A 21,588-nucleotide genomic window follows, 5' to 3' on the forward strand; every position below is an offset into this window, starting at 1 on the left:
GTACGGCGGTCATCGTCGCCGTCAGGCATCGACGACGGCGGCGACACACGCCGCGCATCGGTAACTCGTGATGTTCTTGTTATCTGTGTGACGGATGTGACTGATGTGTTGATGCTCGACGATGAGGTGGCAATGAATCCGGGGACCTGACCCCCGCGCCAGAGGTCACGGCGGCCCGGGCAACTCGTGATCCGGTTGTGATCCCCTCGGGTTGGTGATCGGCATCTGAATTCACTAGGGTCACTTAAGTCCCAATCGTCACATCAGTCACAGGCGTTACGAGCGGTGCAGAAGTTCGCCGCCCGCGGCTGGTGTCGTCGCGACCGAAGGATGTGTTCTGCAGTGACCAAAGCCCGACCTACACGGCTTCTGCCGCGATGGCCGGCGAGCGGTGCGCGGCCCGGACGGGCCCGCAACCGCGCGTTGACCTGGGCCGCGGCGGGGCTGGCGCCCGCACTGCTGGCCGGTGGACTCGCTGTCGCGAGCTCATCGGAATCGGCCGAACAGGTCGAGCTCTCGGTCGGGTCGACGGTGACGCTGATCGGGCACGGTCATGGCCACGGCCGCGGAATGGGGCAATGGGGAGCGTACGGCTACGCCCGCAAGGGCTGGACGGCACAGCAGATCTTGCGCCACTACTACGGTGGCACCACCGCGGGGAAGGTGGACAGGCCCGAGATCCTGGTGGCCCTCACGGGTCAGGGCTCGGTGAATGTGCACGCGGACGCCGGCATGCGAGTCGGTGGTCAGACGGTGGCTCCCGGGCAGGCGGTCAGCCTGTCCGGGGGCACGGCCACCATCCGCAGCGGGTGCGGCGGCGGTGTGGTGCGGTCGGTGCCGGCCACCTTCGTCGAACCCCTCAGCATGGCGCCCAACCGCCCGGCCGGTGAATTCCTCAAGTTCTGCGGATCGAACAAGGCCTACCGCGGGGCCATGGGACTCGAAGGCGGGCGCGTGGTCAATCGCATCCACATCGACGACTACGTCAAGGGCGTCATCCCGCGCGAGAGCCTGCCCGCCTGGGGCGACTCCGGCGGCGCGGCGGCGCTGCAGGCGCAGGCCGTGGCGGCCCGCACCTACGCACTAGCGGCGATCGCGGGCGGCAAGAAGATCGACGACACCCAGAATTCGCAGGTCTACGGCGGTGTCTCGGGCGAGGACCGCCGGACCAACGCGGCCGCCGACGCCACCGCCGGCCAGATCCTGATGCAGAACGGTCAACCGGCCTTCACCGAGTTCTCCGCGTCGACCGGCGGCTACACGGCCGGCGGACGTTTCCCGGCCGTCGTCGACGAGGGCGACACGGTCTCGCCCAACCACAACTGGACCGCCACCGTCAGCGCGGGCAGCATCGGATCGGCGTTCGGAGTCGGTGCGCTGCGGAGCTTCGAGGTGATCGAGGCCAACGGCCTGGGCGCCGAACACGGACGCGCGATCAAGGTGCGCGCGGTCGGCTCCGACGGGACCGCGGAAGTGAGTGGCGAGGAAGCTCGAACCAAGCTGCAGCTGAAGTCGTCGTGGTTCGCGGTCCAGGGTCAGCCCTCGCCGCCGCGGATCGTCAAACCGCCCACCGGCCCGGCGTCGCCCGGCGGCGGGGGTATCGATTTCGGCAGCCTCAACCAGCTCGCCGAACAGATCCTGCCCGGATCGTCGAAGTTCCTCGACATGGCGACGTCGGCGATGAACGGACGGTTCGCGGACCTCGGCGGGATCACCGGACCGCTGGGCCAGGCGCTCGGTGTGCCGACCCTGACCCCCGACGCCGCGGGCGTCACCCAGCTCTTCGAGAAGGGGATGATGTTCTTCACCCCGGCCACCGGACCGCGGGTCCTCGTCGGCAAGGGGCTCGAGCGCTACCAGGATCGCGGCGGCATCCCCGCGCTCGGTTTCCCGAAGCGCGACGCGTTCCGCTGAGAGCTCAGTCGCCTTCCGGTCCCGCCTTGACGATCTGGGTGGCGACCTCCACGAGTTTGGTGTTGGTGTCCTGCGACAACCTGGCGAGCAGTGCGAACGCTTCGTCGGCGTCGAGCCGGTAGCGCTCCATGATCATGCCCTTGGCCTGGCCGATGATGTCGCGCGAGCCGAGCGCGGCGCGCAGTTGCTGCTTCTCCTGGATGGCCCCGAAGGCGGTCGCGGCGTGCGCGGCGAACAGCTCGCCGAGTTGACGGGCCTCGGCGGTGAATGCCGCCGGTTCGGTGCTGTGAAGATTCAGCGCGGCCGAGTCATCGCCGTCGATGTAGAGGTAGAAGCAGGCCATCGACCGGATACCGAGATCGGCTGCCGCAGCCGCGAAGTTCGGCCAGCGCGTCTCGGTCCGCATGTCGTCGATCCAGACGGTGAGATCGGAGACCGCAGCCCGGATGCACGGGCCCTCGCCGAGGTCCCGCTGCAGATTGTCGGCCTGGCCGCCGAGGTCGCCGACCATCACCGGCGTCTCGATGGTGCCGTTCGCGACGAGGGTCACGGTCGCGTACTCGGCTCCCGGAATGGCGTCGACCGCGAATTTGGTCATCGAACGCAGCGCTGCTTCGGTGTCGTCACTCTCGCGGCGCATCTCGCCGGCGATGCGCGTCATCTGAGCCCCGAAGTCCGCCAACTCGGTCACTCCTGCCTCCTCGTGAGACGTTGTTCAGAGCGCTTCGACTGGACCGACAGCAAAGCGCAGGCTTCGAACTCCCCCAGGCGTTCAAAGAGATCATTATGCCGTACGGTGCGCGTCCGCGACGGTGACGAGTCCTTCTCGTTGCGCGACCGACCCGATGGGTGATGAAGTCATCACGTCGACGCAGAAGTCCGTGTCCGAGTACGACGCTGACGGGTGCAACGCCGACGACCGCAGGGCCGCGTGCACCTCGTCACCGGTTCGCGGGTACTCCTCGACCCGCCACCGCCAGTGCACCGCGAGCACCTCGCCCGTCGGGGTCAGACATTCCGGCAACCGCGCGATCAGTTCGTCGAGATCCGCGTCACCGAGGTAGTAGAGGACCTCACTGAGGACGATCAGGTCGAACCGGCCGGGCGGCCAGTCGGAGACGATGTCGCCGACGCGCACCTCGACGGAGTCGTGGCCGTCGAGTCGCTCGCGTGCGAGCTCCACCGCGCGCGGACTGACGTCCGTGCACAGCAGATGATCGGCGCGCGTGGCCAACTGCGCGCTGAGCACGCCGACCGAGCAGCCGGGCTCGAACACCGACCCGTACCGGGGAGAGCTCAAGGCCGCCAGGCTGAGGGCGTACTTTCGTTGTTCGTACCACCGCGTCGTGAAGCCCCAGGGGTCGTCGCTGTCTCGGTACATGTCGTGGAAGTAGTTGTCGGCGAGCCCTTCTCGGCTCCTTGCAGTGTGGTCGTCGGCCATGTCGTCAGTCCTGATGATCGTCGGTGTCGAGTGCCGTCCCGGGTCCTCGTCGATGCCGATGTCGTGAGCGTCTTGGTTCACACGAAGACGAACTCCCGATCGCGGAGGAGGCGGTCGAGGATGTGTGGTCCGAGGACGGTGGCGTCTTCGGGGGCGGGTGACAGCGGGCGGATCTGGGTGTCGAAGGCCTGCACGGCCTCTCGTTTGGCGGCCTCGAGATCGTCGTCGAGGACGAAGGTCCGCATCCGCTCCCACGGGATGTCGGGATCGTCGGGTGTCGCCCAGTGCCACATCCAGATCGGATACATCCAGGCGGGGACGCCACATCGGTCGCCGACGCGTCGGGCCCCCCGTCCGACGGCCTCGTGGTCGGGATGACCGTCGTGCGCCCACACCGCCAGCAGGGCCGTCGGGGTCTCGGGCTGCTCGGCGAGGGTGTGCTCGACGATGGCCTCGATCTCGTCCTCGTGGTCGGCGAGCGTGCCGTCGCCGAGCCCGCACCATCGCGTCGGTTCGATGCCCAGAACCGATGTCGCGGAGTCTACTTCGGCGCGTCGTCGGATCGCCAGCTCGGCGGGCGAGAGCGTGGGCGAACCAGGGTGCGACGCCGAGCCGTCGGACAGGCAGAGCGCGACGACCTCGATGCCACGTCGGTGGGCAGCCGCCATCAACCCGCCGACCCCGAGTACCTCGTCGTCGGGATGGGCGGCCAGGACCACGAGCCGCCGGACGCCCGGCTCGAAGTCGGGCCACGGACCCCGCGCGGCGAACCACCGTTGCCATTCGACTTCGGGAGTTCCCTCCGCCGAGGTGGGGGTGGCGCCGAAGCGGTGCGTCGAGGGGGAGCCGTCGGCGGTCATGGACCCGCCGATCCCGGTCCGGGTGGGACGCCGTCGGTCAGTGCGCCGAGTACTGCGAGGTCTCGATCGGCGTGGGACTGCCGGATGTAGACGGTGAGATCGGCGACGGCCTGCGCGTGACCGGCGTCGGCGGACAGCGGGCCGGGACCGAGCGCGCGTCCCACCCGGTCGATCACCGCGGTCGCGACCTGTTCGACCGACCAGCGCACGGCGAAGGCGAGTCGTTTCGACGGCGCGCCCGGGTCGGTGTCGATCTCGCGTGCCGCGGCCTGCAGATGCGCCCACCCGGACGCGAGATGGGCGTCGACCGCGCCGGCGTGCATCAGCAGCAGCGGGTCGTCGGAACGGGCGGCCGCGCGGTAGAGCGGCGCCGCGACCTTGCGGGCCCCGCCGAACCAGCATGCCGCGACCCCGATCCCGCCGTGCCAGAATCCCGGCCGGTCGAGGTATGCGCCCGGTTCGCCGATCGCGTCGGCGGGCACGGCGTCGAACGTGACGGTCCCGGTGTCGGAGTCCCGCATGCCCGCGTTGGCCCAGCCCGAGCTGTCCGCGGAAACCCCCGGGTGGCCGAGGTCGACGCCGAACAACCGGTTGCCGGTGTCGGTGCGCGCGGTGACCAGCGCGTGGTTGCACGACGACGCGCCCGAGCACCACTCCTTGGTCCCGCTCAGTTCCCAGCCGTGTGCGCCTCGGCGGGCGTCGACGCCGCTCCCGCGGGTCTCGGCCGCCCACACACCCCAGAACTCGCCCGGGGCGGTCCCGCCGTCGCAGATCTCGGCGAGGATGGCGTCGGCGTCGGCGTGCGCCTCGACGAGGCGACCCGTGCTGATGTCGTCGGCGCAGGCCCGGACGAGGGCGGCGAACCGGTCGAGGGTGCGTCCGCCGCCCGGGCGGGGGAGCGCGAAGGACGGGTCGCCGACGATCGCGCGTGCCCGTGCGGGCGTCACCCGGCGACCTCGTCGGGCCGGGCCCCGGACAGTTGCCGCAGGTAGCCCGCGAACCCGTGCCGTGCGCGCCCGTCGCGTCGCGTCGAGGTGCGGACCGGCGCGTGCGCACCCCGTTCGATGACCGCGTCCGCGGCATGCAGGCGGTCGACGAGATCAACGTCCTCGTCGGTGTCGAGCTCACGGAACCCGCCGACCTCGGCGTAGGTCGAGGCGCGGACGCCGAGATTGGCGCCGTGGACGTGGCCGTGCCCGGGGGACGGGTCGTACTCCCGCAGGTACATCTCGCCCGTTCCCGCCGGCCACTCGTCGAAACCGTCCGGGGTGACCGTGCCCACGTACGCGTCCGCCCCCGCGTCCGCGGCGGCGACATGCTCGGCGAACCAGTCGCGCGGAACCGTCGAATCGGCATCGGTCGTCGCGAACCACGTGGTGTCCGGTTCCGACGACGACGCAACCACGGACGCGAAACCGGCTCCGCGCGCCGCGCCGACACAGCGGACATCGACCACCACGGTCGACACCTCGTCCGTGACCAGCGTCGCGGAGTCGTCGTCGCAGGCGTCGAGCACCACGATCACCTCCACGGGGATCGGTACCGCCGTCGCCGCGTCCTGCAGGGCTTCGAGGCACGCGGGCAGTCGCTCGGCCTCGTTGTGGACGGGCACCACGACGACGATGCGCTCGATCGGAGCCGTTGCCTGCTCCCTGAGGAGCCCCGGAGCCTGCGGAGGTGTTTGTGTCTGCTCCCTGAGGAGCCCCGGAGCCTGCGGAGGGGCGTCACGAAGGGTCGCGGACACCCGGTCGTCGGGCGATCGTACGAACAGCGGCGTCACTCAAACCCCGAACTGATCACAGGAGAGGATGGGGCCCGGGGGCTACAGGCCGATGTTCGAAACAATACCCGCCTTCCGTGCCAGGCCACGTGGCTCGGAGATTACTCAGGGAGGGTCCGTTACCCTGAGGACCCGTGGCAACCAGTAGCAGCTATGACCTGATCGTCGTCGGCTCCGGATTCTTCGGCCTCACCGTCGCCGAGCGGGCCGCGACGCAGCTGGGCAAACGGGTCCTCGTGCTCGACCGGCGCGACCACCTCGGTGGCAACGCGTACTCCGAAGCCGAGCCGACGACCGGCATCGAGATCCACAAGTACGGGGCACACCTGTTCCACACGTCCAACGAGCGGGTGTGGGAGTACGTCAACCAGTTCACCGACTTCACCGGCTATCAGCACCGGGTGTTCGCGCTGCACAACGGGCAGGCCTACCAGTTCCCGATGGGCCTCGGGCTGGTCAGCCAGTTCTTCGGCCGCTACTTCAGTCCCGACGAGGCGCGGAAGCTGATCGCCGAGCAGGCCAGCGAGATCGAGACCGCCGAGGCGCGCAACCTCGAGGAGAAGGCGATCAGCCTGATCGGCCGCCCGTTGTACGAGGCGTTCATCAAGCACTACACCGCCAAGCAGTGGCAGACCGATCCCAAAGAACTGCCCGCGGGCAACATCACCCGGCTTCCGGTCCGCTACACCTTCGACAACCGCTACTTCAACGACACCTACGAGGGTCTACCGGTCGACGGTTACACCGCGTGGCTCGAGAACATGGCGGCCGACGACCGCATCGAGGTGCGCCTGTCCACCGACTGGTTCGACGTCCGTGAGCAATTGCGCGCGGACAGTCCCGACGCCCCGATCGTCTACACCGGCCCCGTGGACCGTTACTTCGAGTACTCGGCCGGCCGACTCGGCTGGCGCACACTCGATTTCGAGACCGAGGTGCTCGACACCGGCGACTTCCAGGGCACACCGGTGATGAACTACAACGACGCCGACGTCCCGTTCACCCGGATCCACGAGTTCCGGCATTTCCATCCCGAGCGGAACTCCTACCCCGACGACAAGACGGTCATCATGCGGGAGTTCAGCCGGTTCGCCGAGAACGACGACGAGCCGTACTACCCGATCAACACACCCGAGGACCGGGCGATGCTGACCACCTACCGTGACCTCGCCCGCACCGAGACCGCAAGTGCCGGAGTGTTGTTCGGCGGTCGCCTGGGCACCTATCAGTACCTCGACATGCACATGGCGATCGCGAGTGCGCTCACCATGTTCGACAACACCCTGGCACCGCATCTGCGTGATGGTGCGCCGCTGGTGGCCGACCCCGCAGGAGCCGAATAGATGACGGTGACTCCCGTGAACCAATCCGACATCCCCGACGCCGGAGTGGGGCCGTCGAAGGCGAAATCGCTTCTGCAGCGGGTGATCTTCCCGCGCGCAGGCGAACCCCTCGACGTCCGGTCGCTGTACGTCGTGGAGTCCGAGAGCAACAACCGCCGGGCGCACGCCCCCAGCCGGACCTCGGTGCTCCTCGGTGCCGAGTCCGAGGTGAGCTTCGAGACCTACTTCAACGCCTTCGCCGCGGCCTACTGGCGCCGCTGGAGCATCCTCGACTCCGTGGTGCTCCGCGTCGAGGTGATCGGCACCTGCCGCGTCGACCTGTACCGCTCCAAGATCGACGGGTCGCGTATCGGCATCGGCGGTGACCTCGTGGACACCGACGAAACCGGCCGCGGCGTAGTCGAATTCGAGCTGGACCTCGGCCCCTTCGAAGACGGCGGCTGGATCTGGTTCGACGTCACCACCGACACCGACACCGAGATCGTCTCCGCCGGTTGGTACGCGCCCATCGAGGCGCCGACCCCGGACGCGGAGACCAAGCGCGTCACGGTGGGCATCCCGACCTTCAACCGACCCACCGACGCGGTGAACGCGTTGGCCGCGTTGACCTCCGACCCGATGGTCGACGAGGTGATCGACGCGGTGATGATGCCCGACCAGGGCACCAAGAAGGTCATCGACGAACCCGGTTACACCGAGGCCGCAGCCGCTCTCGGCGACCGGCTGCACATCTTCGACCAGGGCAACCTCGGCGGCTCCGGCGGATACGCGCGCATCATGTACGAGGCGCTGCGGCTCACCGACTCGCCCTACGTCCTCTACATGGACGACGACATCGCGATCGAACCCGACTCGATCCTGCGGGCGCTGGCCATGTCGCGATTCGCCAAGGCGCCCATGCTCGTCGGCGGTCAGATGCTGAACCTGCAGGACCGCAGTCACCTCCACTGCATGGGTGAGGTGATCCGGCGCGACACCTTCATGTGGACCGCCGCGCCGTTCGTCGAGTACGACCACAACTTCTCCAAACACCCACTGCGCGACCGCGAGAACTCGAAGAACCTGCACCGGCGGATCGACGTCGAGGGCAACGGTTGGTGGATGTGCATGATCCCGCGCGAATGTGCGGAGCAGATCGGCCTCCCGATGCCCCTGTTCATCAAGTGGGACGACTGGGAGTTCGCACTCCGCGCGTCGAAGGCCGGTTATCCCACCGCCACCGTGCCGGGTATCGCGATCTGGCACATGGCCTGGAGCGACAAGGACGACGCGATCGACTGGCAGGCGTACTTCCACCTGCGCAACCGGCTCGTCGTCGCATCGATCCACCACGACGGTCCCATCAAGGGGATCGTCCGGTCGATGACCAAGGCGACCGCGAAACACCTTCTCTGCCTGGAGTATTCGACGGTCGCGATCCAGAACGAGGCGATCCGGGACTTCCTCGCCGGACCCGATCACATCCGCAGTCTGCTGCCCACCGCGCTGCCGAAGGTCGCGCAGATGCGCAAGCAGTATCCGGACGCGGTCGTCCTCCCCTCGGCGACCGAGCTGCCGCGGACCTCGGGCGAGGCTACGCGTCTCGGGACCTCGATACCGCTGAACCCGATCAGCAAGATCAAGGCGCTGACCGCCGCGGTGGTGAACAATGTCCGCCCGGCCGATCCCCGGCATCACGAGGTGCCGCAGGCCAACTTCCCACCGATCGAGGCACGATGGTTCTCCCTCGGACGGGTCGACGGTGTCACGGTCACCACCGCCGACGGCCGCGGCGTCGTCTACCGGCAGCGCGACCGCGAGAAGATGATCGAGCTCGCCCGGGAACATTTCGCCCTCGTGAAGGAACTTCAGGACAAGTTCCCGGAGATGAAGCAGCAGTACAGGTCTGCACACCGCGACCTGACGTCGAAGGAGAGCTGGGCGGGTGTCTTCGGAATCTGATGGTCCGGTGATCGGCAGCGGGGGCGACACGGTCCTGGAGGACCGTGCGGAGACGGGGAAGGTCCCGGCCGACGACACCCCGCGTCCCCTGAACGGCGAGGAGAAGGCGCTGGTCGCCATCCAGGCCGGGATCGGCGCCCGCCCGGGCGTCCGCCCGGCCGCGCGCGGACTGTCGCACGTGGGCGAGCACGCGCTGGGCTGGCTCGCGATCTCGGGGACCGGTTGGGCCCTGGCCCGCCGCCGCGGTGACGTACGGGCGCAACAGCTCTGGCTCGAGGCGGGAGTGGGCGCATTCGGCGCGCACGCCGCGTCGGTGATCATCAAGCGGATCGTGCGCCGCCCGCGGCCCGCACACCCGGCGATCGCCATCGGGGTGTCGACGCCGAGCAAACTGAGTTTCCCGTCCTCACACGCCACCTCGACCACCGCGGCAGCGATCCTCATCGGCCGCGCCGCCGGCTGGGACCCGAAGGTGCTGCCCGCTGTGCTGGTCCCGCCGATGCTGCTGTCCCGACTGGTGCTGGGCGTGCACTACCCGACCGACGTCACCGCGGGTGCCGCGATCGGTGCCGCGAGCGCAGCGGCGGTCATCGTGGGCGATAAGGTGCTGCTCGAACCCACCCGGAATGACCAGGAGTCCGGACGTGCCCGCCGCGCGGCGCGCGTCCTGGCCCGGCTCGGCCTGACGGCCGCGGTCCCCGGCGGGACGCTGCGTCTTGCCGCGTCCCCCGTCATCGCGCGGGTGACACGACACAGGGAGAGTGCATGAGCGAGGAGCCGATCGAGCACGGGAAGGTTCTCGGACCGCCGAAGAACCTGACGTCCGGGCTGATCAAGGCCGTCCGGCCGCGGCAGTGGGTCAAGAACGTCCTGGTGCTCGCCGCTCCGCTCGCCGCGGGCAACATCACCGACGTCTCGGTGCTGGGCTCCGCCGGTATCGCCTTCGTCGCCTTCTGCCTCGCCGCGTCGAGCATCTACCTGGTCAACGACGCGATGGACGTCGAGTCCGACCGCAACCACCCGACCAAGCGGTTCCGGCCGATCGCCGCCGGCGTCGTCCCGGTGACCCTGGCCTATGTCCTCGCCGTCGTCCTCCTCGTCGGCTCGATCGGCATCGCGTTCCTCGCCAACTGGCAGACGGCCGTCGTCATCGCCATCTACCTGGTGATCCAGCTCGGCTACTGCTTCGGCCTGAAGAACCAGGCCGTCATCGACATCTGCATCGTGTCGTCGGGCTTCCTGCTGCGCGCCATCGCCGGTGGTGTCGCCGCCGAGATCGTGCTGTCGCAGTGGTTCCTGCTCGTGATGGCCTTCGGGTCGCTGTTCATGGCGGCGGGTAAGCGCTACGCCGAGCTCCAGCTCGCCGAACGCACGGGCGCCAAGATCCGCAAGGCCCTCGAGTACTACACGACCACCTACCTGCGCTTCGTGTGGACCCTGTCGGCCACCGCGGTCGTGATCTTCTACGGCCTGTGGGCCTTCGACAAGGGCGACACCAACGTCGCGTACGCCATCTCGATGGTGCCGTTCACCGTGGCGATCCTGCGCTACGCCGTCGACGTCGACGGGGGTGCCGCGGGCGAGCCCGAGGAGATCGCGCTCGGCGATCGTGTCCTGCAGCTGCTCGCCGTGGCGTGGCTGGTGTGTGTGGGTATCGCGGTCTATGCAGTCAATTGACGGATCGCCAACCGGATTCCGGGCGCTGACGACCGGCCGCACCAAGGTCGCGGCCGTCAGTTTCGTCGTCGGGGCCGCCGTCGTCACGACGTTCTTCGCGATCGGTGCGTGGCAGCGCCGGTGGATCGCCGACGACGGACTCATCGTCCTGCGGACGTTGCGCAACCTCTTCGCCGGCAACGGTCCGGTCTTCAACGCCGGGGAGCGGGTCGAGGCGAACACCTCGACCGCCTGGACCTACCTGCTGTGGTTCTGGGCGTGGCTCACCGACGGTCAACTCGAGTACGTCGCGCTCTGGGTGGCGCTGGTGTGCTCGGTCGCCGCGATCCCGATCGCGATGTACGGCAGCGCGCGACTGTTCGGGACACGCATCGGCGGGCTCACCGGCGACGGCTGGACCCTGCTGCTGCCGTTCGGCGCGGTCATCTACATCGCCATTCCGCCCGCGCGCGACTTCGCCACGAGCGGGCTCGAGAACGGACTCTGCATCTTCTGGGCGGCCGTCCTGTGGTGCCAGCTCGTCGCCTGGGCGCGGCGCGGCGCGCCCACGAGCCGCAGGAGCGCGGCGGCCACGCTCGTACTCGCCTTCACCGCCGGTCTGGCGCCGCTGATCCGGCCCGAACTGACGATCCTCGGCGGCCTCGTGCTGCTGCTGGTGTTCTTCGCGCCCCTCGGCTGGAAGATGCGTCTGGGCGTCGTCGTGGTCGCGGGGACCCTGCCGGTCGGCTACCAGATCTTCCGCATGGGCTATTACGCCCTGCTGGTTCCCAATCCCGCGGTCGCGAAGGACGCCAGCGGTGCCAAGTGGGATCAGGGCTTCGCCTATCTGACCAATCTCTTCGGCCCCTACGTGCTCGTGCTGCCGGTCGTCCTGGCGGCGGTGGCCGGGGTGCTGCTGGTCGTCGGCGGCCGCATGCGGTCGAAGAGGGCCGATGCCACGGGTGCCGACGCGACCGCGGACTCGGTTGAGGCAACGGCCGACTCGACGACGGACACCCGGTCGTCGCGCCTCGCCGGATGGTCGCGCCGACTGCAGTCCTCGACCGCGGTCGTGACCGTCATGGTCCTCGCCGGCATCGTGCTGATCGTCTACTGGATGCGTCAGGGCGGCGACTTCATGCACGGCCGGGTGCTGCTCGTTCCGATCTTCATCACCCTGTTGCCCTTGATGGTCGTGCCGGTGACGATTCCCGCCCACGTCGGTGCGGCATTCCGTCGCCGGCCGTCGACGGACTCCGAGTCCGTGATCTCCGACCCGGTGGACGACGCCGCTCCACCGGTGACCGCACCCGTCCCCGCCGACCGCCGGCGCGCGCGGGCCCAACTGGTCGGCGCGGTCGCCATGAGCGCCATGTGGATCACCGTCGTCGTGTGGGCGGTCTCCACCCACGCCAACGTGCTGCCGAACGCGGGAATCGACATCGGCCGCAGCGGCATCGTCGACGAGCGCCGCTTCTACGTCACCAACATGGGCAACGAGAATCCCGTGACCGCCGAGGATTACCTCGACTACCCGCGCATGAGTGCGATGGTCGAGAAGATCGACGAGTACCGCGAGGACGGCGGCGTCATCCTGCCGTCGTTCAACTACGACGAGTGGTACGTGGCGCAACTTCCCGGCGTGATGCCGAAGGGCGCCGAGCGGCAGGTGACCGTCTACTTCCTCAACCTCGGCATGACGAGCATGAACGCCCCGCTGGATGTGCGCGTCATCGACCAGATGGGTCTGGCGTACCCGCTCGCCGCGCACACCGAGCGTCTCGAGGACGGCCGCATCGGCCACGACAAGATCCTGCCGAGCGAGTGGGTCGTCGCCGAGGCCGGGGCATACCCGCGCCGCCCCGTGCTGCCCGGTTATCTCGACGAGGACCTGGTCCGTCAGGCCCAGGTGGCGCTGCAGTGCCCGGAGACCAAGGACCGGTTCGCCTCGTTCGAGGCACCGTGGTCCTTCGACCGCTTCAAGCACAACCTGCGGCAGGCGTTCACCTTCAACAGCTACCGCATCCAGCGTGAGCCGGAGTACGAGATCCAGCGCTGCGGCCTGGAGATGCCACCGCCGGTGAACCCGCGCTAGGGACGCGCGCCCGGGCGCTGCACCCAACCACACGACACCAAGAGAATCCCGAGAAAACGCGGGGTCGAACCTGTGGAGTTGCCGTCGAACATCTCGGATCGGTAACGTCCCCGTGGGCGCGGCCGATAGAAAGGTCGTGACTGAGGCGTTCTGAACTGCTGGGACGCCGAAGTGACGGGGTTGTGATCGCGATCACATGGTTTGTTACGTTCGGGGGCATCGAATAGGCTCGCCGACGGTGAATCGCATGCGAGAACGACTCGTGAACGACGTCGCGCCGCGCAATGAGCCGGGGGACGAAAAATGTGTGACGCACAAGGACCGGTCGGCCACCGGGGACCAAGAGTTCCGGCCGATCGGCTGAAGAGGGAGATTCTGTACATGCGTGAAGCTGCCACCGAGGCGCCGAGGCCTGCGCGCAACCGGATGAGCAACCGGTTGATCGCCGCTGTCGTCGCCATCCTGACAGTTGTGGGACTGACCGGTGTCGTCGCCGGCCAGGCCAACGCCCGGATCGGCGGAACGCAGGTCGGCAAGCAGGAGTTCTGGGTCAACGGCTGCGGGATGCCGAACGTCAAGGTCCGCGCCTGGAAGAAGCCCGGCAACTACAAGACCGTCATCCTCCTCGATGGCATGCGCGCCCAGTACGACTACAGCGGCTGGGAGATCAACACCAACGTCCAGGAGATGGTGAAGTCCGGCGTCAACGTCGTCGAGCCCATCGGTGGACCGGCAAGCTTCTACACGGACTGGGACGCACCCAGCAACTTCAACCGGCAGCCCTACCGGTACCGCTGGAACTGCGTCATCAGCCGGACCCTGATCAGCGCGCTCGACGCCCGCGGCTTCCGCGTCGGACCGTCGAAGCGCTACGCCATCATGGGCCTGTCCATGGGTGGTAACGCCGCACTGGTCCTCGGTGCCCAGAACCGTCAGCACTTCGACCGCGCCGGCTCGCTTTCGGGCTACAACTTCCTGAGCGCTCCCGGCATGCGTACCGCGCTGCGCCTGGCGATGCTCGACGTCGACCCGAAGCCGTGGAACATCGACGCGATGTGGGGCCCGCCGTGGAGCATCCGCTGGTTCCAGAACGATCCCTTCTGGAACATCGGCCTGATGCGCGGCATGAAGGTGTTCGTCGGTTCCGGTAACGGTCTGTTCGGCCGCTACAACGCACTGCCCAACGTGTTCGACGACCTGTTCAAGGGTTCGACCCTCGAGCTGCTCGCCTTCACACAGTCCAAGGCCTTCGAGGCCGCGGCCTTCGTCCAGGGCGTCCCGCTGATGACCTACTACGCCAACGGCACCCACGCCTGGGGCTACTGGCAGGACATGATCTGGAACGCCAAGAACCGCGGGTTCTTCCGCTGATCTGACATCGCCGGTCCGCCGGCCACACGACGCCCCGCCCGGGTTTCCGGGCGGGGCGTCGTCGTGCGTGGGCGCGCCCTGCTCTGAGGTCCACGCTGAAAACCACCCTCCAGAGGGGCTCCAACGCCCTACAGTCCGCCGCCCCTGTATGGAGGGTGGTTTCCAGCGGGCGTCCGACCCCACAGATATCAACTGTCACACAAATCCCACGTGTCACAGCGTGGCGTGCGGACAGGCCTCGCTGCGGCGTGTAAGAAACTCCTGAGGCGTTTGATACTCATGAGGCACGTGTGACTGACGGGGAATCGGTCACGACGCTGCGGGCGCCGGCGTACAGGGGCGAAGGAGTTCTGGAGAGTGATGCGGCGAAACAGTGGTACAGGCAGGGTCGACGCGCGACCGGCTGACGCAGGACAGGGTGACGCGCGCCCGGCCGGTCGTCGGGCGACTCTTCGCCCGGTGACGGCCGCCGTGGTCGCGCTGGCGACCGCCGCGGTGCTCGTCATCGGCAACGGTCTCGCCGGCGCCGAGCCCGCTCCGGCCCCGCCTGCCCCCGCGGCCCCGCCCGCGCCGCCGGCGTCGCCGAGCGCTCCGGCGCCCGCGCCACCGAGCTCGCGCGCCCCGGTCGCTCCGGCGTCGGTGCCGGCCGCCCAGCCGGCGAGGGTGACGAACACCTACTGGTACACCGACCGGCGCGTGGCCCTGTGGGTCTACTCGCCGGCGATGAACACCAACATCCAGGTGCAGATCCTGCTGGCCCGTGACTGGCACGCGAAGCCGAAGGAGAAGTTCCCGCAGCTGACGATGCTCGACGGCCTGCGCGCGCAGGACGATCAGAGCGGCTGGATCATCAACACCAAGATCGTCGACTTCTACAAGGACAAGAACGTCAACGTCATCCTGCCGATAGGTGGTGAGTCGAGCTTCTACACCGACTGGAAGGAACCTGACCGCGGCAAGAACTACAAGTGGGAGACGTTCCTCATGCGGGAACTGCCGCCCATTCTGGAGAACGATTGGCGCTCCACGGACGTCCGCGGCATCGAGGGCCTGTCGATGGGTGGCTCCGCGGCCATGATGCTGGCCGCGCGCAATCCCGGCTTCTACAAGTTCGCGGCGTCGTTCTCGGGGATCCTGCAGCTGAGTTCGTTCGGCATGCCGCAGGCCATCCAGTTCGCGGTGCGCGACGGTGGCGGCTACGACTCGATGAAGATGTTCGGACCGCCCTCCGATCCGGCGTGGAAAGAGCACGACCCCTATCTGATGGTCGACAAACTGCAGGGCACGAGCCTGTACGTCTCGTCGGGCAACGGCATGGTCGGGCCGCACGACAAGCCGTCGGACATCCCGATGCTCGCGACCAACTATTCCGGCGTCGGACTCGAGATGCTGAGCCGCGTGACCTCGCAACAGTTCGCGATCCAGTTGAACCGCAAGGGGATTCCGGGCCAGGCGAACTATCGGCCGTCGGGCACCCACACCTGGCCGTACTGGGAGTTCGAGATGATGCAGGCGTGGCCGCAGGCCGCCGCGGCACTCGGACTGTCGCGCGACGCGGTCGCATGCCGCGTCGACGGCGCCTTCCGCAAGGTCTGGGACGCCAACAAGGCGACGCTCGGGGGCTGCCTCACCCCGTCGTACCCGGTTGCCGGTGGCAAGGCACAGGACTTCGCCGGCGGACGCATGTTCACCGGCCCGAAGGGTCCGAAGATCGTCACCGGCGCGATCGGTGGCGCCTACGTCGCCGCCGGTGGACCGAGCGGACGTCTCGGCAAGCCGACGACCGACGAACTCCCGACCCGCGACGGCAAGGGCCGCGTCAACCACTTCGAGCACGGCCGGATCACCTGGACGGCGAAGGACGGCACCAAGGTCCTGAAGTGACGGTCAGACGGAGGGGACGGGGCGCCGACGGCGCCCCAACCTCGACCCCACGTGTGTACGGCCTGAAACTTCGCTGAGGAATCGGACCGTTACCGCAGGTGGTGCTGGTGCGGCGGCCGGAACGGCCCCGCGCGGACGGTAGCCTGACGTGGTGTGCGATGCAGGGTGCCCCTGCGTTGCGATCGGCCGTAGGCCGGACGTGAGTGTCGCCGGACGAGACCGTCCGGCGGTGCGTTGATCTCGACCCGAAAGGTTCGGCAGGAAGTGGCGATGACAACGAAGTGTGTGCGGCTGGTGCTGGCCGTGACGGGCCTCGCTCTCGCGCTCGGGTCCGTGTCGGCCTGCGCCGATGACTCGACGGCCAGTGCGCCGATCACCAACAACCCGGTCACGACGACATCGCTGTACTCGGCCGCTCCCTCGACGAGCGCGTCGCAGGGTTCCACATCCGAGGAGACCACCCCGTCCACGCCCGGCGGCACGTCGGAGCTGCCGGCGACCGAACCGAACCCCAGCACGAAGGTCCCGGCCAGCTTTCCCGGACCCAGCGGACAGCCGCTCGACGACAAGGCCCGCGCGTATCTCGCCGCGTTGAAGCAGCAGGACGTCACGTTCATGGGTGACAACGACAATTCAGTGGCCCTGACGATGGCGAAGTACGTCTGTGGTGCCAAGCAGAAGGGCACCGACCCGAGCATGGTGAAGGCCTTCGTCACCGCCTCCGTGGGTCCGGGGGCGGACAACGTCGAGGAAGCGAACTCGAAGGCCGACAAGGTCATCCGCGCGGCCGAACAGCACTACTGCTGACGTGGCCGCTCGACGCAACGCCGCGGGCCGCACCCGGAAGGGTCCCGTCCGGCGGCTCGGCGCCTTCGCGCTGCTCCTCCTCGCGCTCGCGGTCATCGCGATCGTGCTCATCGTCGTGCTGGTCCTGGTGTGGCTGGCACCGGGGCCCGCGCCGATCGGCCCCGGCGGGCCGTCGACGACCCCGCCGTCGAAGGAACGGCCGGATGCACAGCCGGCGGACTGTCCGGACGTCCTGACCGTCGTCGTGCCCGGGACCTGGGAGTCCAGCGCCGACGACGATCCGTACGCGCCGTCGGCGAATCCGAACTCGTTGATGCTGCGCGTGTCGCGTGCCCTCTCGAATGACTTCGACTCGTCCCGCAGCGAGATCTACACCGTTCCCTACACGGCGCAGTTCCGGAATCCGACCAACCTCGCCGACCGGCAGGCCGACTACAACGTGTCACGCACGCAGGGATACAAGCGCGCGGCGGGCAAGATCATCTCCACCAACGAACGCTGCCCGCTGACGAGCTACGTGATCATGGGATTCAGTCAGGGTGCGGTCATCGCCGGCGATCTGGCCAGCAACATCGGCAACGGCCGGGGCGTCCTCGAGGACGGTGACCAGGATCTCGTGCTGGGCGTCGGGCTGATCGCCGACGGTCGGCGCCAACCGGGTGAGCAGAACGACATCGAGCCGAGCCCGAACGGCGTGGGCGCCGAGATCGCGCTCGGCGGCATGGGCAACCTCGTTCCCGGCATCTCCATGACCGGCCCGCGCACCGGCGGTTTCGGCGACCTCCGTGACCGGGTTCAATCCATCTGCGCCCCGGGCGATCTCATCTGTGACTCGCCGACGATCGTCAACCCGCTGGCGGCGGTGTCGAAGCTGGCGAACGCGGCGTCGAATCCCGTCCACGCGATGTACGCGACCACCCGCTACTGGGAGAACGACGGTCAGACCGCGACCCAGTGGATGTACGACTGGTCCAAGGATCTCATCGAGGGCGCACCCCAGCCGAAGCACAACTGACCGGCAACCTGCCGGTCACGGCTGGCCGGATAGAAGCGTCTCCAGACGCGACTCACCCGACCGCCCGCATCGTCGAACTAACCGGCCGGTAACCTCTTCTCGCGGCTGCGGCCGATTCGTTTGGCGGCGCCGTCACGCTGCATTAACGTGTTGGGCTGGCCCGAGGAACACCGCAGTGCGCCGCAGACGCCGCACGCGACCTCACCAGCCGGCGATCACGATGAGAGGACAGCGATGACGCAACCCCCGAGCGATGCCGGTGCCACCTCGGCCGGATTGCGGAAGTTCCGCTTCGGCGCGGGTGGTGAGGGCAACAAGGACGAGGGCGGTGCCCGCAAGTTCGTCAAGCTGGCGCAGACGGCCGAGGAATACGGCTACGACACCTTCGCGGTGCCCGACCACCTCGGCAACCAGGTCGGTCCGCTCGCGGCCCTCGGCGCGCTGACGCAGGCCACCAGCACGATCCGCCTCGCGACCTCGGTGCTGGCCAACGGCTGGCGTCATCCCGCCCTCCTCGCCAAGGAGGCCAACACGATCGACGTCCTGAGCAGGGGACGACTCGAGTTGGGCATCGGCGCCGGATGGATGAAAGAGGAGTTCGACAAGGCCGGCATCGAATTCGAGTCGCCCGGCGTCCGGATCCGTCGCCTCGACGAGGCGCTGACCGTCCTCGACGGCCTGATGCGCGGGGAGACGGTGAACTTCGACGGCGAGTTCTATCAGATCAACGGCCTCGAGGGCAGTCCACGGCCGCGGCAGGGACCGCGTCCGCCGATCGCCGTCGGCGGCGGTGGACCCAAGATGCTCGCCCTGGCCGCCAAGCACGCCGACATCATCTCCGTCGCGCCCGGCACCACCACCGACGGCAAGATGAAGCTGTCCGACATGACCATCGAGAAGACCGCCGAGCGTGTCGACCGGATCCGGCAGGCCGCCGGCGACCGGTTCGACGAGCTCGAACTGAACTGGACGATCGCTGTCATCGTCATCACCGACGATCGGGTCGCCACCGCCGAGATGGCGCTGAAGGCGCTCGAACAGGGCTATCCGCCCAACATCGCGCACGACACCGAGTTCACCGTCGACGACGTGCTGACCTCGCCGTACATCGCGATCGGGAGCTTCGACGAGATCGCCGACCAGATCCGGGAGGTGCGCCGCCGCACCACCATGTCCTACGTAGGGGTGTTCCCCACGCAGATGGATGCTTTTGCGCCCGTGCTGGCGCAATTGAAGGGGGAGTAGGATGGCCGACGGTCTCGCGAGTCAACAGCGAGGTGACGGGGCGGTGAACCCGGGGGCGCGCGTCGAAGGGCGACGCGCGCTCATGCGAAGCCGAGCATGACGAACGCGAGTTTTTTCGTTGGGTAACTGGACGTGCGCTACCGTATCCCGCGGTCGGCACAGGACGTGGACAGCAGGACTGCGTGGTGGTGTCGTCAAGACCTCGCCGGAGAACTGCGCCCGCGTGGGGGAGTCCACGAGGGGGCACAGGAGTAATGAATGCTGAGTACTGAACTCGAAGACTTTCTCGATGAGACCGGGAACATCTCTTTCACCGAGGAAGCGACACTGGTCGACTATGTCGAGCAGAACGTCCGCGAACAGGCCGACACACTGGCCTACCGGTTCATCGACTACAGCCGCGAACGCGATGGCGAGCCCCAGGATCTGACGTGGGCGCAGTTCGGCAAGCGACTCCGCGCCGTTGCAGCACGTCTGCAGCAGGTCACCAAGCCGGGCGACCGCGTGGCGATCCTCGCGCCGCAGTCGCTGGAGTACGTGATCGGGTTCTTCGCGGCGCTCTACGCCAGCAACGTCGCCGTCCCGCTGTTCTCTCCGGACGAGCCCGGACACACCGACCGACTGCACGCGGTCCTCGACGACTGCAAGCCGACCGCGATCCTCACCTCGACGAAGTCCGCCGAGGCGGTGCGTGACTTCTTCGCGCCGCTGCCGGCCAAGGAGCGTCCGCGCGTCATCGCCGTCGACGCCGTCCCGGATTCGGTCGGGTCGAGCTGGGTGGCACCGGTCGCCGGTCAGGACCACAACAAGGACACCGTCGCCTACCTGCAGTACACCTCGGGTTCGACGCGCGTCCCGGCCGGTGTGGAGATCACCTATCAGGCGGTCGCCGCGAACGTGCTGCAGATCTCCGACACCATCGGCATCGATCGCAAGGCCCGCGGCGTCACCTGGCTGCCGATGTTCCACGACATGGGTCTGCTCACCGTGATCCTGCCCGCGCTCGGCGGCCGCTACATCACGATCATGAGCCCGCAGGCATTCGTGCGCCGTCCCGGTCGCTGGATCAAGGAGCTCGCCGCCGCCGCCGACGGCGCGGAGACCTTCGCCGCGGCTCCCAACTTCGCCTTCGAGCACGCCGCCGCGCGCGGTCTGCCGAAGGAGGGCGAGGAGCTCGACCTCTCCAACGTCATCGGTCTGATCAACGGGTCGGAGCCGGTCACGGTCAGCTCGATGAAGAAGTTCAACGAGGCGTTCGCGCCGTACGGGCTGCCGAAGACGGCGATCAAGCCCTGTTACGGCATGGCCGAGGCCACGCTGTTCGTGTCCGCGACGCAGCGCGAGAACGAGGCGAAGGTCGTCTATGTCGACCGCGACGACCTCAACGCCGGCAGTTTCACCCTCGTCGAGTCCGACGCGCCCAACGCGGTCGCGCAGGTGTCGTGTGGTCAGGTCGCGGTGAGCCAGTGGGCCACCATCGTCGACACCGAGACGGCGACCGAACAGCCCGACGGCCATGTCGGGGAGATCTGGTTGCACGGTCTGAACATCGGCGCCGGCTACTGGAACAAGCCGGAGGAGACCGAGGAGACATTCCACAACAAGCTGGTCACCCCGCTCCCGGAGAACAGTCACGCCGAGGGTGCGCCCGCGGACGCGATCTGGATGCGCACCGGCGACTTCGGGGTCTGGCTCGACGGTGAGCTCTACATCACCGGGCGAGTCAAGGACCTGGTGATCGTCGACGGCCGCAACCACTACCCGCAGGACCTCGAGTACAGCGCGCAGGAAGCCAGCGACGCGCTGCGCCCCGGCTTCGTCGCCGCGTTCTCGGTGCCGGCCAATCAGTTGCCGGGCGAGGTGTTCGAGTTCGCCGGCAGCGGCTTGAAGCCCGACGCCGACGACGCGTCCGAGCAGCTGGTCATCGTCGCCGAGCGCGGACCCGGCCGCAAGGCCGACCCGCAGGAGGTCGCCGACACCGTGCGTGCCGCGGTGGCCCAGCGTCATGGCGTGATGGTCCGCGACGTCCTGCTGGTTCCGGCCGGCTCGATCCCGCGCACGTCGTCGGGCAAGATCGCGCGGCGCGCGACCCGTGCGGCCTACATCGACGGCAGTCTCCGGGGCGGCTACAAGCAGACGGCGTTCCCGGACGCCGAGTAGCGAATCTGCGGACCCGGGCGGGGTGAGTGCGTCGAGTTGCCGCGCCCGGACACCCCGCGGGCTGATAATGCACCCG

The 21,588-nt window shown here is 68.3% G+C and carries 17 protein-coding genes; 12 read left to right on the top strand and 5 right to left on the bottom strand.

Annotated elements, in window-relative coordinates:
* The first annotated feature begins 330 nt into the window (after nucleotides 1–330).
* Complete coding sequence (locus tag LEL84_RS15810; RefSeq protein ID WP_226512099.1) at nucleotides 331–1,914, top strand: SpoIID/LytB domain-containing protein; 1,584 nt, start codon at nucleotides 331–333, stop codon at nucleotides 1,912–1,914.
* Nucleotides 1,915–1,918: 4 nt separating this feature from the next.
* Here the strand turns inward: LEL84_RS15810 and LEL84_RS15815 are convergent, their stop codons facing one another.
* The 5 genes from LEL84_RS15815 to LEL84_RS15835 all read right to left on the bottom strand — a co-directional run bounded on the left by LEL84_RS15815 (nucleotide 1,919) and on the right by LEL84_RS15835 (nucleotide 5,995).
* Nucleotides 1,919–2,605, bottom strand: a complete 687-nt coding sequence (locus tag LEL84_RS15815; protein WP_226512100.1) for a GAF and ANTAR domain-containing protein — start codon at nucleotides 2,603–2,605, stop codon at nucleotides 1,919–1,921.
* Nucleotides 2,606–2,698: 93 nt separating this feature from the next.
* A complete protein-coding gene (locus LEL84_RS15820; RefSeq protein WP_226514331.1) occupies nucleotides 2,699–3,355 on the bottom strand; it encodes a class I SAM-dependent DNA methyltransferase in 657 nt (218 codons plus the stop codon).
* A 77-nt stretch (nucleotides 3,356–3,432) separates the two neighbouring features.
* Nucleotides 3,433–4,215 (bottom strand): PIG-L deacetylase family protein, encoded by a 783-nt coding sequence (locus tag LEL84_RS15825; RefSeq protein WP_226512101.1) that lies wholly within the window; start codon nucleotides 4,213–4,215, stop codon nucleotides 3,433–3,435.
* Nucleotides 4,212–5,162, bottom strand: a complete 951-nt coding sequence (locus tag LEL84_RS15830; protein ID WP_226512102.1) for an acyl-CoA dehydrogenase family protein — start codon at nucleotides 5,160–5,162, stop codon at nucleotides 4,212–4,214. Before LEL84_RS15830 ends, LEL84_RS15825 begins: the two co-directional genes overlap by 4 nt.
* Nucleotides 5,159–5,995, bottom strand: coding sequence for a glycosyltransferase (locus tag LEL84_RS15835; RefSeq protein ID WP_413466867.1), 837 nt, complete (start codon nucleotides 5,993–5,995; stop codon nucleotides 5,159–5,161). The genes LEL84_RS15830 and LEL84_RS15835 overlap by 4 nt, the downstream gene beginning before the upstream one ends.
* 134 nt (nucleotides 5,996–6,129) lie before the next feature.
* Between LEL84_RS15835 and glf the strand changes: the two genes are divergently transcribed.
* The 11 genes from glf (at nucleotide 6,130) to fadD32 (ending at nucleotide 21,512) form a co-directional block, all read left to right on the top strand.
* On the top strand, nucleotides 6,130–7,338 hold the full coding sequence (glf, locus tag LEL84_RS15840; RefSeq protein WP_159369818.1) for a UDP-galactopyranose mutase: 1,209 nt from the start codon (nucleotides 6,130–6,132) through the stop codon (nucleotides 7,336–7,338).
* Entirely contained in the window at nucleotides 7,339–9,279 is a 1,941-nt protein-coding gene (locus LEL84_RS15845; protein WP_226512103.1) for a glycosyltransferase, read from the top strand.
* Nucleotides 9,263–10,048 carry a phosphatase PAP2 family protein gene (locus LEL84_RS15850; RefSeq protein WP_374611739.1) on the top strand — a complete coding sequence of 262 codons (786 nt, stop codon included), beginning with the start codon at nucleotides 9,263–9,265 and terminating at the stop codon, nucleotides 10,046–10,048. The genes LEL84_RS15845 and LEL84_RS15850 overlap by 17 nt, the downstream gene beginning before the upstream one ends.
* Entirely contained in the window at nucleotides 10,045–10,956 is a 912-nt protein-coding gene (locus tag LEL84_RS15855) for a decaprenyl-phosphate phosphoribosyltransferase (RefSeq protein ID WP_226512104.1), read from the top strand. The genes LEL84_RS15850 and LEL84_RS15855 overlap by 4 nt, the downstream gene beginning before the upstream one ends.
* Nucleotides 10,943–13,030 carry a flagellar motor control protein ZomB gene (gene zomB, locus LEL84_RS15860; RefSeq protein ID WP_165629203.1) on the top strand — a complete coding sequence of 696 codons (2,088 nt, stop codon included), beginning with the start codon at nucleotides 10,943–10,945 and terminating at the stop codon, nucleotides 13,028–13,030. Before LEL84_RS15855 ends, zomB begins: the two co-directional genes overlap by 14 nt.
* Nucleotides 13,031–13,411: 381 nt before the next feature.
* Nucleotides 13,412–14,401 (top strand): alpha/beta hydrolase, encoded by a 990-nt coding sequence (locus tag LEL84_RS15865; protein ID WP_165629202.1) that lies wholly within the window; start codon nucleotides 13,412–13,414, stop codon nucleotides 14,399–14,401.
* A 360-nt stretch (nucleotides 14,402–14,761) separates the two neighbouring features.
* Nucleotides 14,762–16,285: an alpha/beta hydrolase-fold protein gene (locus tag LEL84_RS15870; RefSeq protein ID WP_226512105.1), complete on the top strand. Its 1,524-nt coding sequence runs from the start codon at nucleotides 14,762–14,764 to the stop codon at nucleotides 16,283–16,285.
* Between the two features lie 270 nt (nucleotides 16,286–16,555).
* Nucleotides 16,556–17,092 carry a DUF732 domain-containing protein gene (locus LEL84_RS15875; RefSeq protein WP_065631375.1) on the top strand — a complete coding sequence of 179 codons (537 nt, stop codon included), beginning with the start codon at nucleotides 16,556–16,558 and terminating at the stop codon, nucleotides 17,090–17,092.
* Nucleotide 17,093: 1 nt separating this feature from the next.
* Nucleotides 17,094–18,107: a cutinase family protein gene (locus LEL84_RS15880; protein ID WP_068970994.1), complete on the top strand. Its 1,014-nt coding sequence runs from the start codon at nucleotides 17,094–17,096 to the stop codon at nucleotides 18,105–18,107.
* Between the two features lie 234 nt (nucleotides 18,108–18,341).
* On the top strand, nucleotides 18,342–19,352 hold the full coding sequence (locus tag LEL84_RS15885; protein ID WP_205333297.1) for an LLM class F420-dependent oxidoreductase: 1,011 nt from the start codon (nucleotides 18,342–18,344) through the stop codon (nucleotides 19,350–19,352).
* Nucleotides 19,353–19,610: 258 nt separating this feature from the next.
* Nucleotides 19,611–21,512 carry a long-chain-fatty-acid--AMP ligase FadD32 gene (gene fadD32, locus LEL84_RS15890; protein WP_226512106.1) on the top strand — a complete coding sequence of 634 codons (1,902 nt, stop codon included), beginning with the start codon at nucleotides 19,611–19,613 and terminating at the stop codon, nucleotides 21,510–21,512.
* Nucleotides 21,513–21,588: the final 76 nt, after the last annotated feature.

The organism is Gordonia sp. WA4-43, assembly GCF_020520305.1.
GTDB lineage: Bacteria > Actinomycetota > Actinomycetes > Mycobacteriales > Mycobacteriaceae > Gordonia > Gordonia hongkongensis.

What these genes read in the sequence shown, in the direction of transcription:
- LEL84_RS15820 (WP_226514331.1), bottom strand. Translation starts at nt 3,355, where the DNA reads ATGGCCGACGACCACACTGCAAGGAGCCGAGAAGGGCTCGCCGACAAC.
- zomB (WP_165629203.1), top strand. Translation starts at nt 10,943, where the DNA reads ATGCAGTCAATTGACGGATCGCCAACCGGATTCCGGGCGCTGACGACC.
- LEL84_RS15870 (WP_226512105.1), top strand. Translation starts at nt 14,762, where the DNA reads ATGCGGCGAAACAGTGGTACAGGCAGGGTCGACGCGCGACCGGCTGAC.
- LEL84_RS15865 (WP_165629202.1), top strand. Translation starts at nt 13,412, where the DNA reads ATGCGTGAAGCTGCCACCGAGGCGCCGAGGCCTGCGCGCAACCGGATG.
- LEL84_RS15810 (WP_226512099.1), top strand. Translation starts at nt 331, where the DNA reads ATGTGTTCTGCAGTGACCAAAGCCCGACCTACACGGCTTCTGCCGCGA.
- LEL84_RS15855 (WP_226512104.1), top strand. Translation starts at nt 10,045, where the DNA reads ATGAGCGAGGAGCCGATCGAGCACGGGAAGGTTCTCGGACCGCCGAAG.
- fadD32 (WP_226512106.1), top strand. Translation starts at nt 19,611, where the DNA reads ATGCTGAGTACTGAACTCGAAGACTTTCTCGATGAGACCGGGAACATC.
- LEL84_RS15845 (WP_226512103.1), top strand. Translation starts at nt 7,339, where the DNA reads ATGACGGTGACTCCCGTGAACCAATCCGACATCCCCGACGCCGGAGTG.
- LEL84_RS15885 (WP_205333297.1), top strand. Translation starts at nt 18,342, where the DNA reads ATGACGCAACCCCCGAGCGATGCCGGTGCCACCTCGGCCGGATTGCGG.
- LEL84_RS15825 (WP_226512101.1), bottom strand. Translation starts at nt 4,215, where the DNA reads ATGACCGCCGACGGCTCCCCCTCGACGCACCGCTTCGGCGCCACCCCC.
- LEL84_RS15875 (WP_065631375.1), top strand. Translation starts at nt 16,556, where the DNA reads ATGACAACGAAGTGTGTGCGGCTGGTGCTGGCCGTGACGGGCCTCGCT.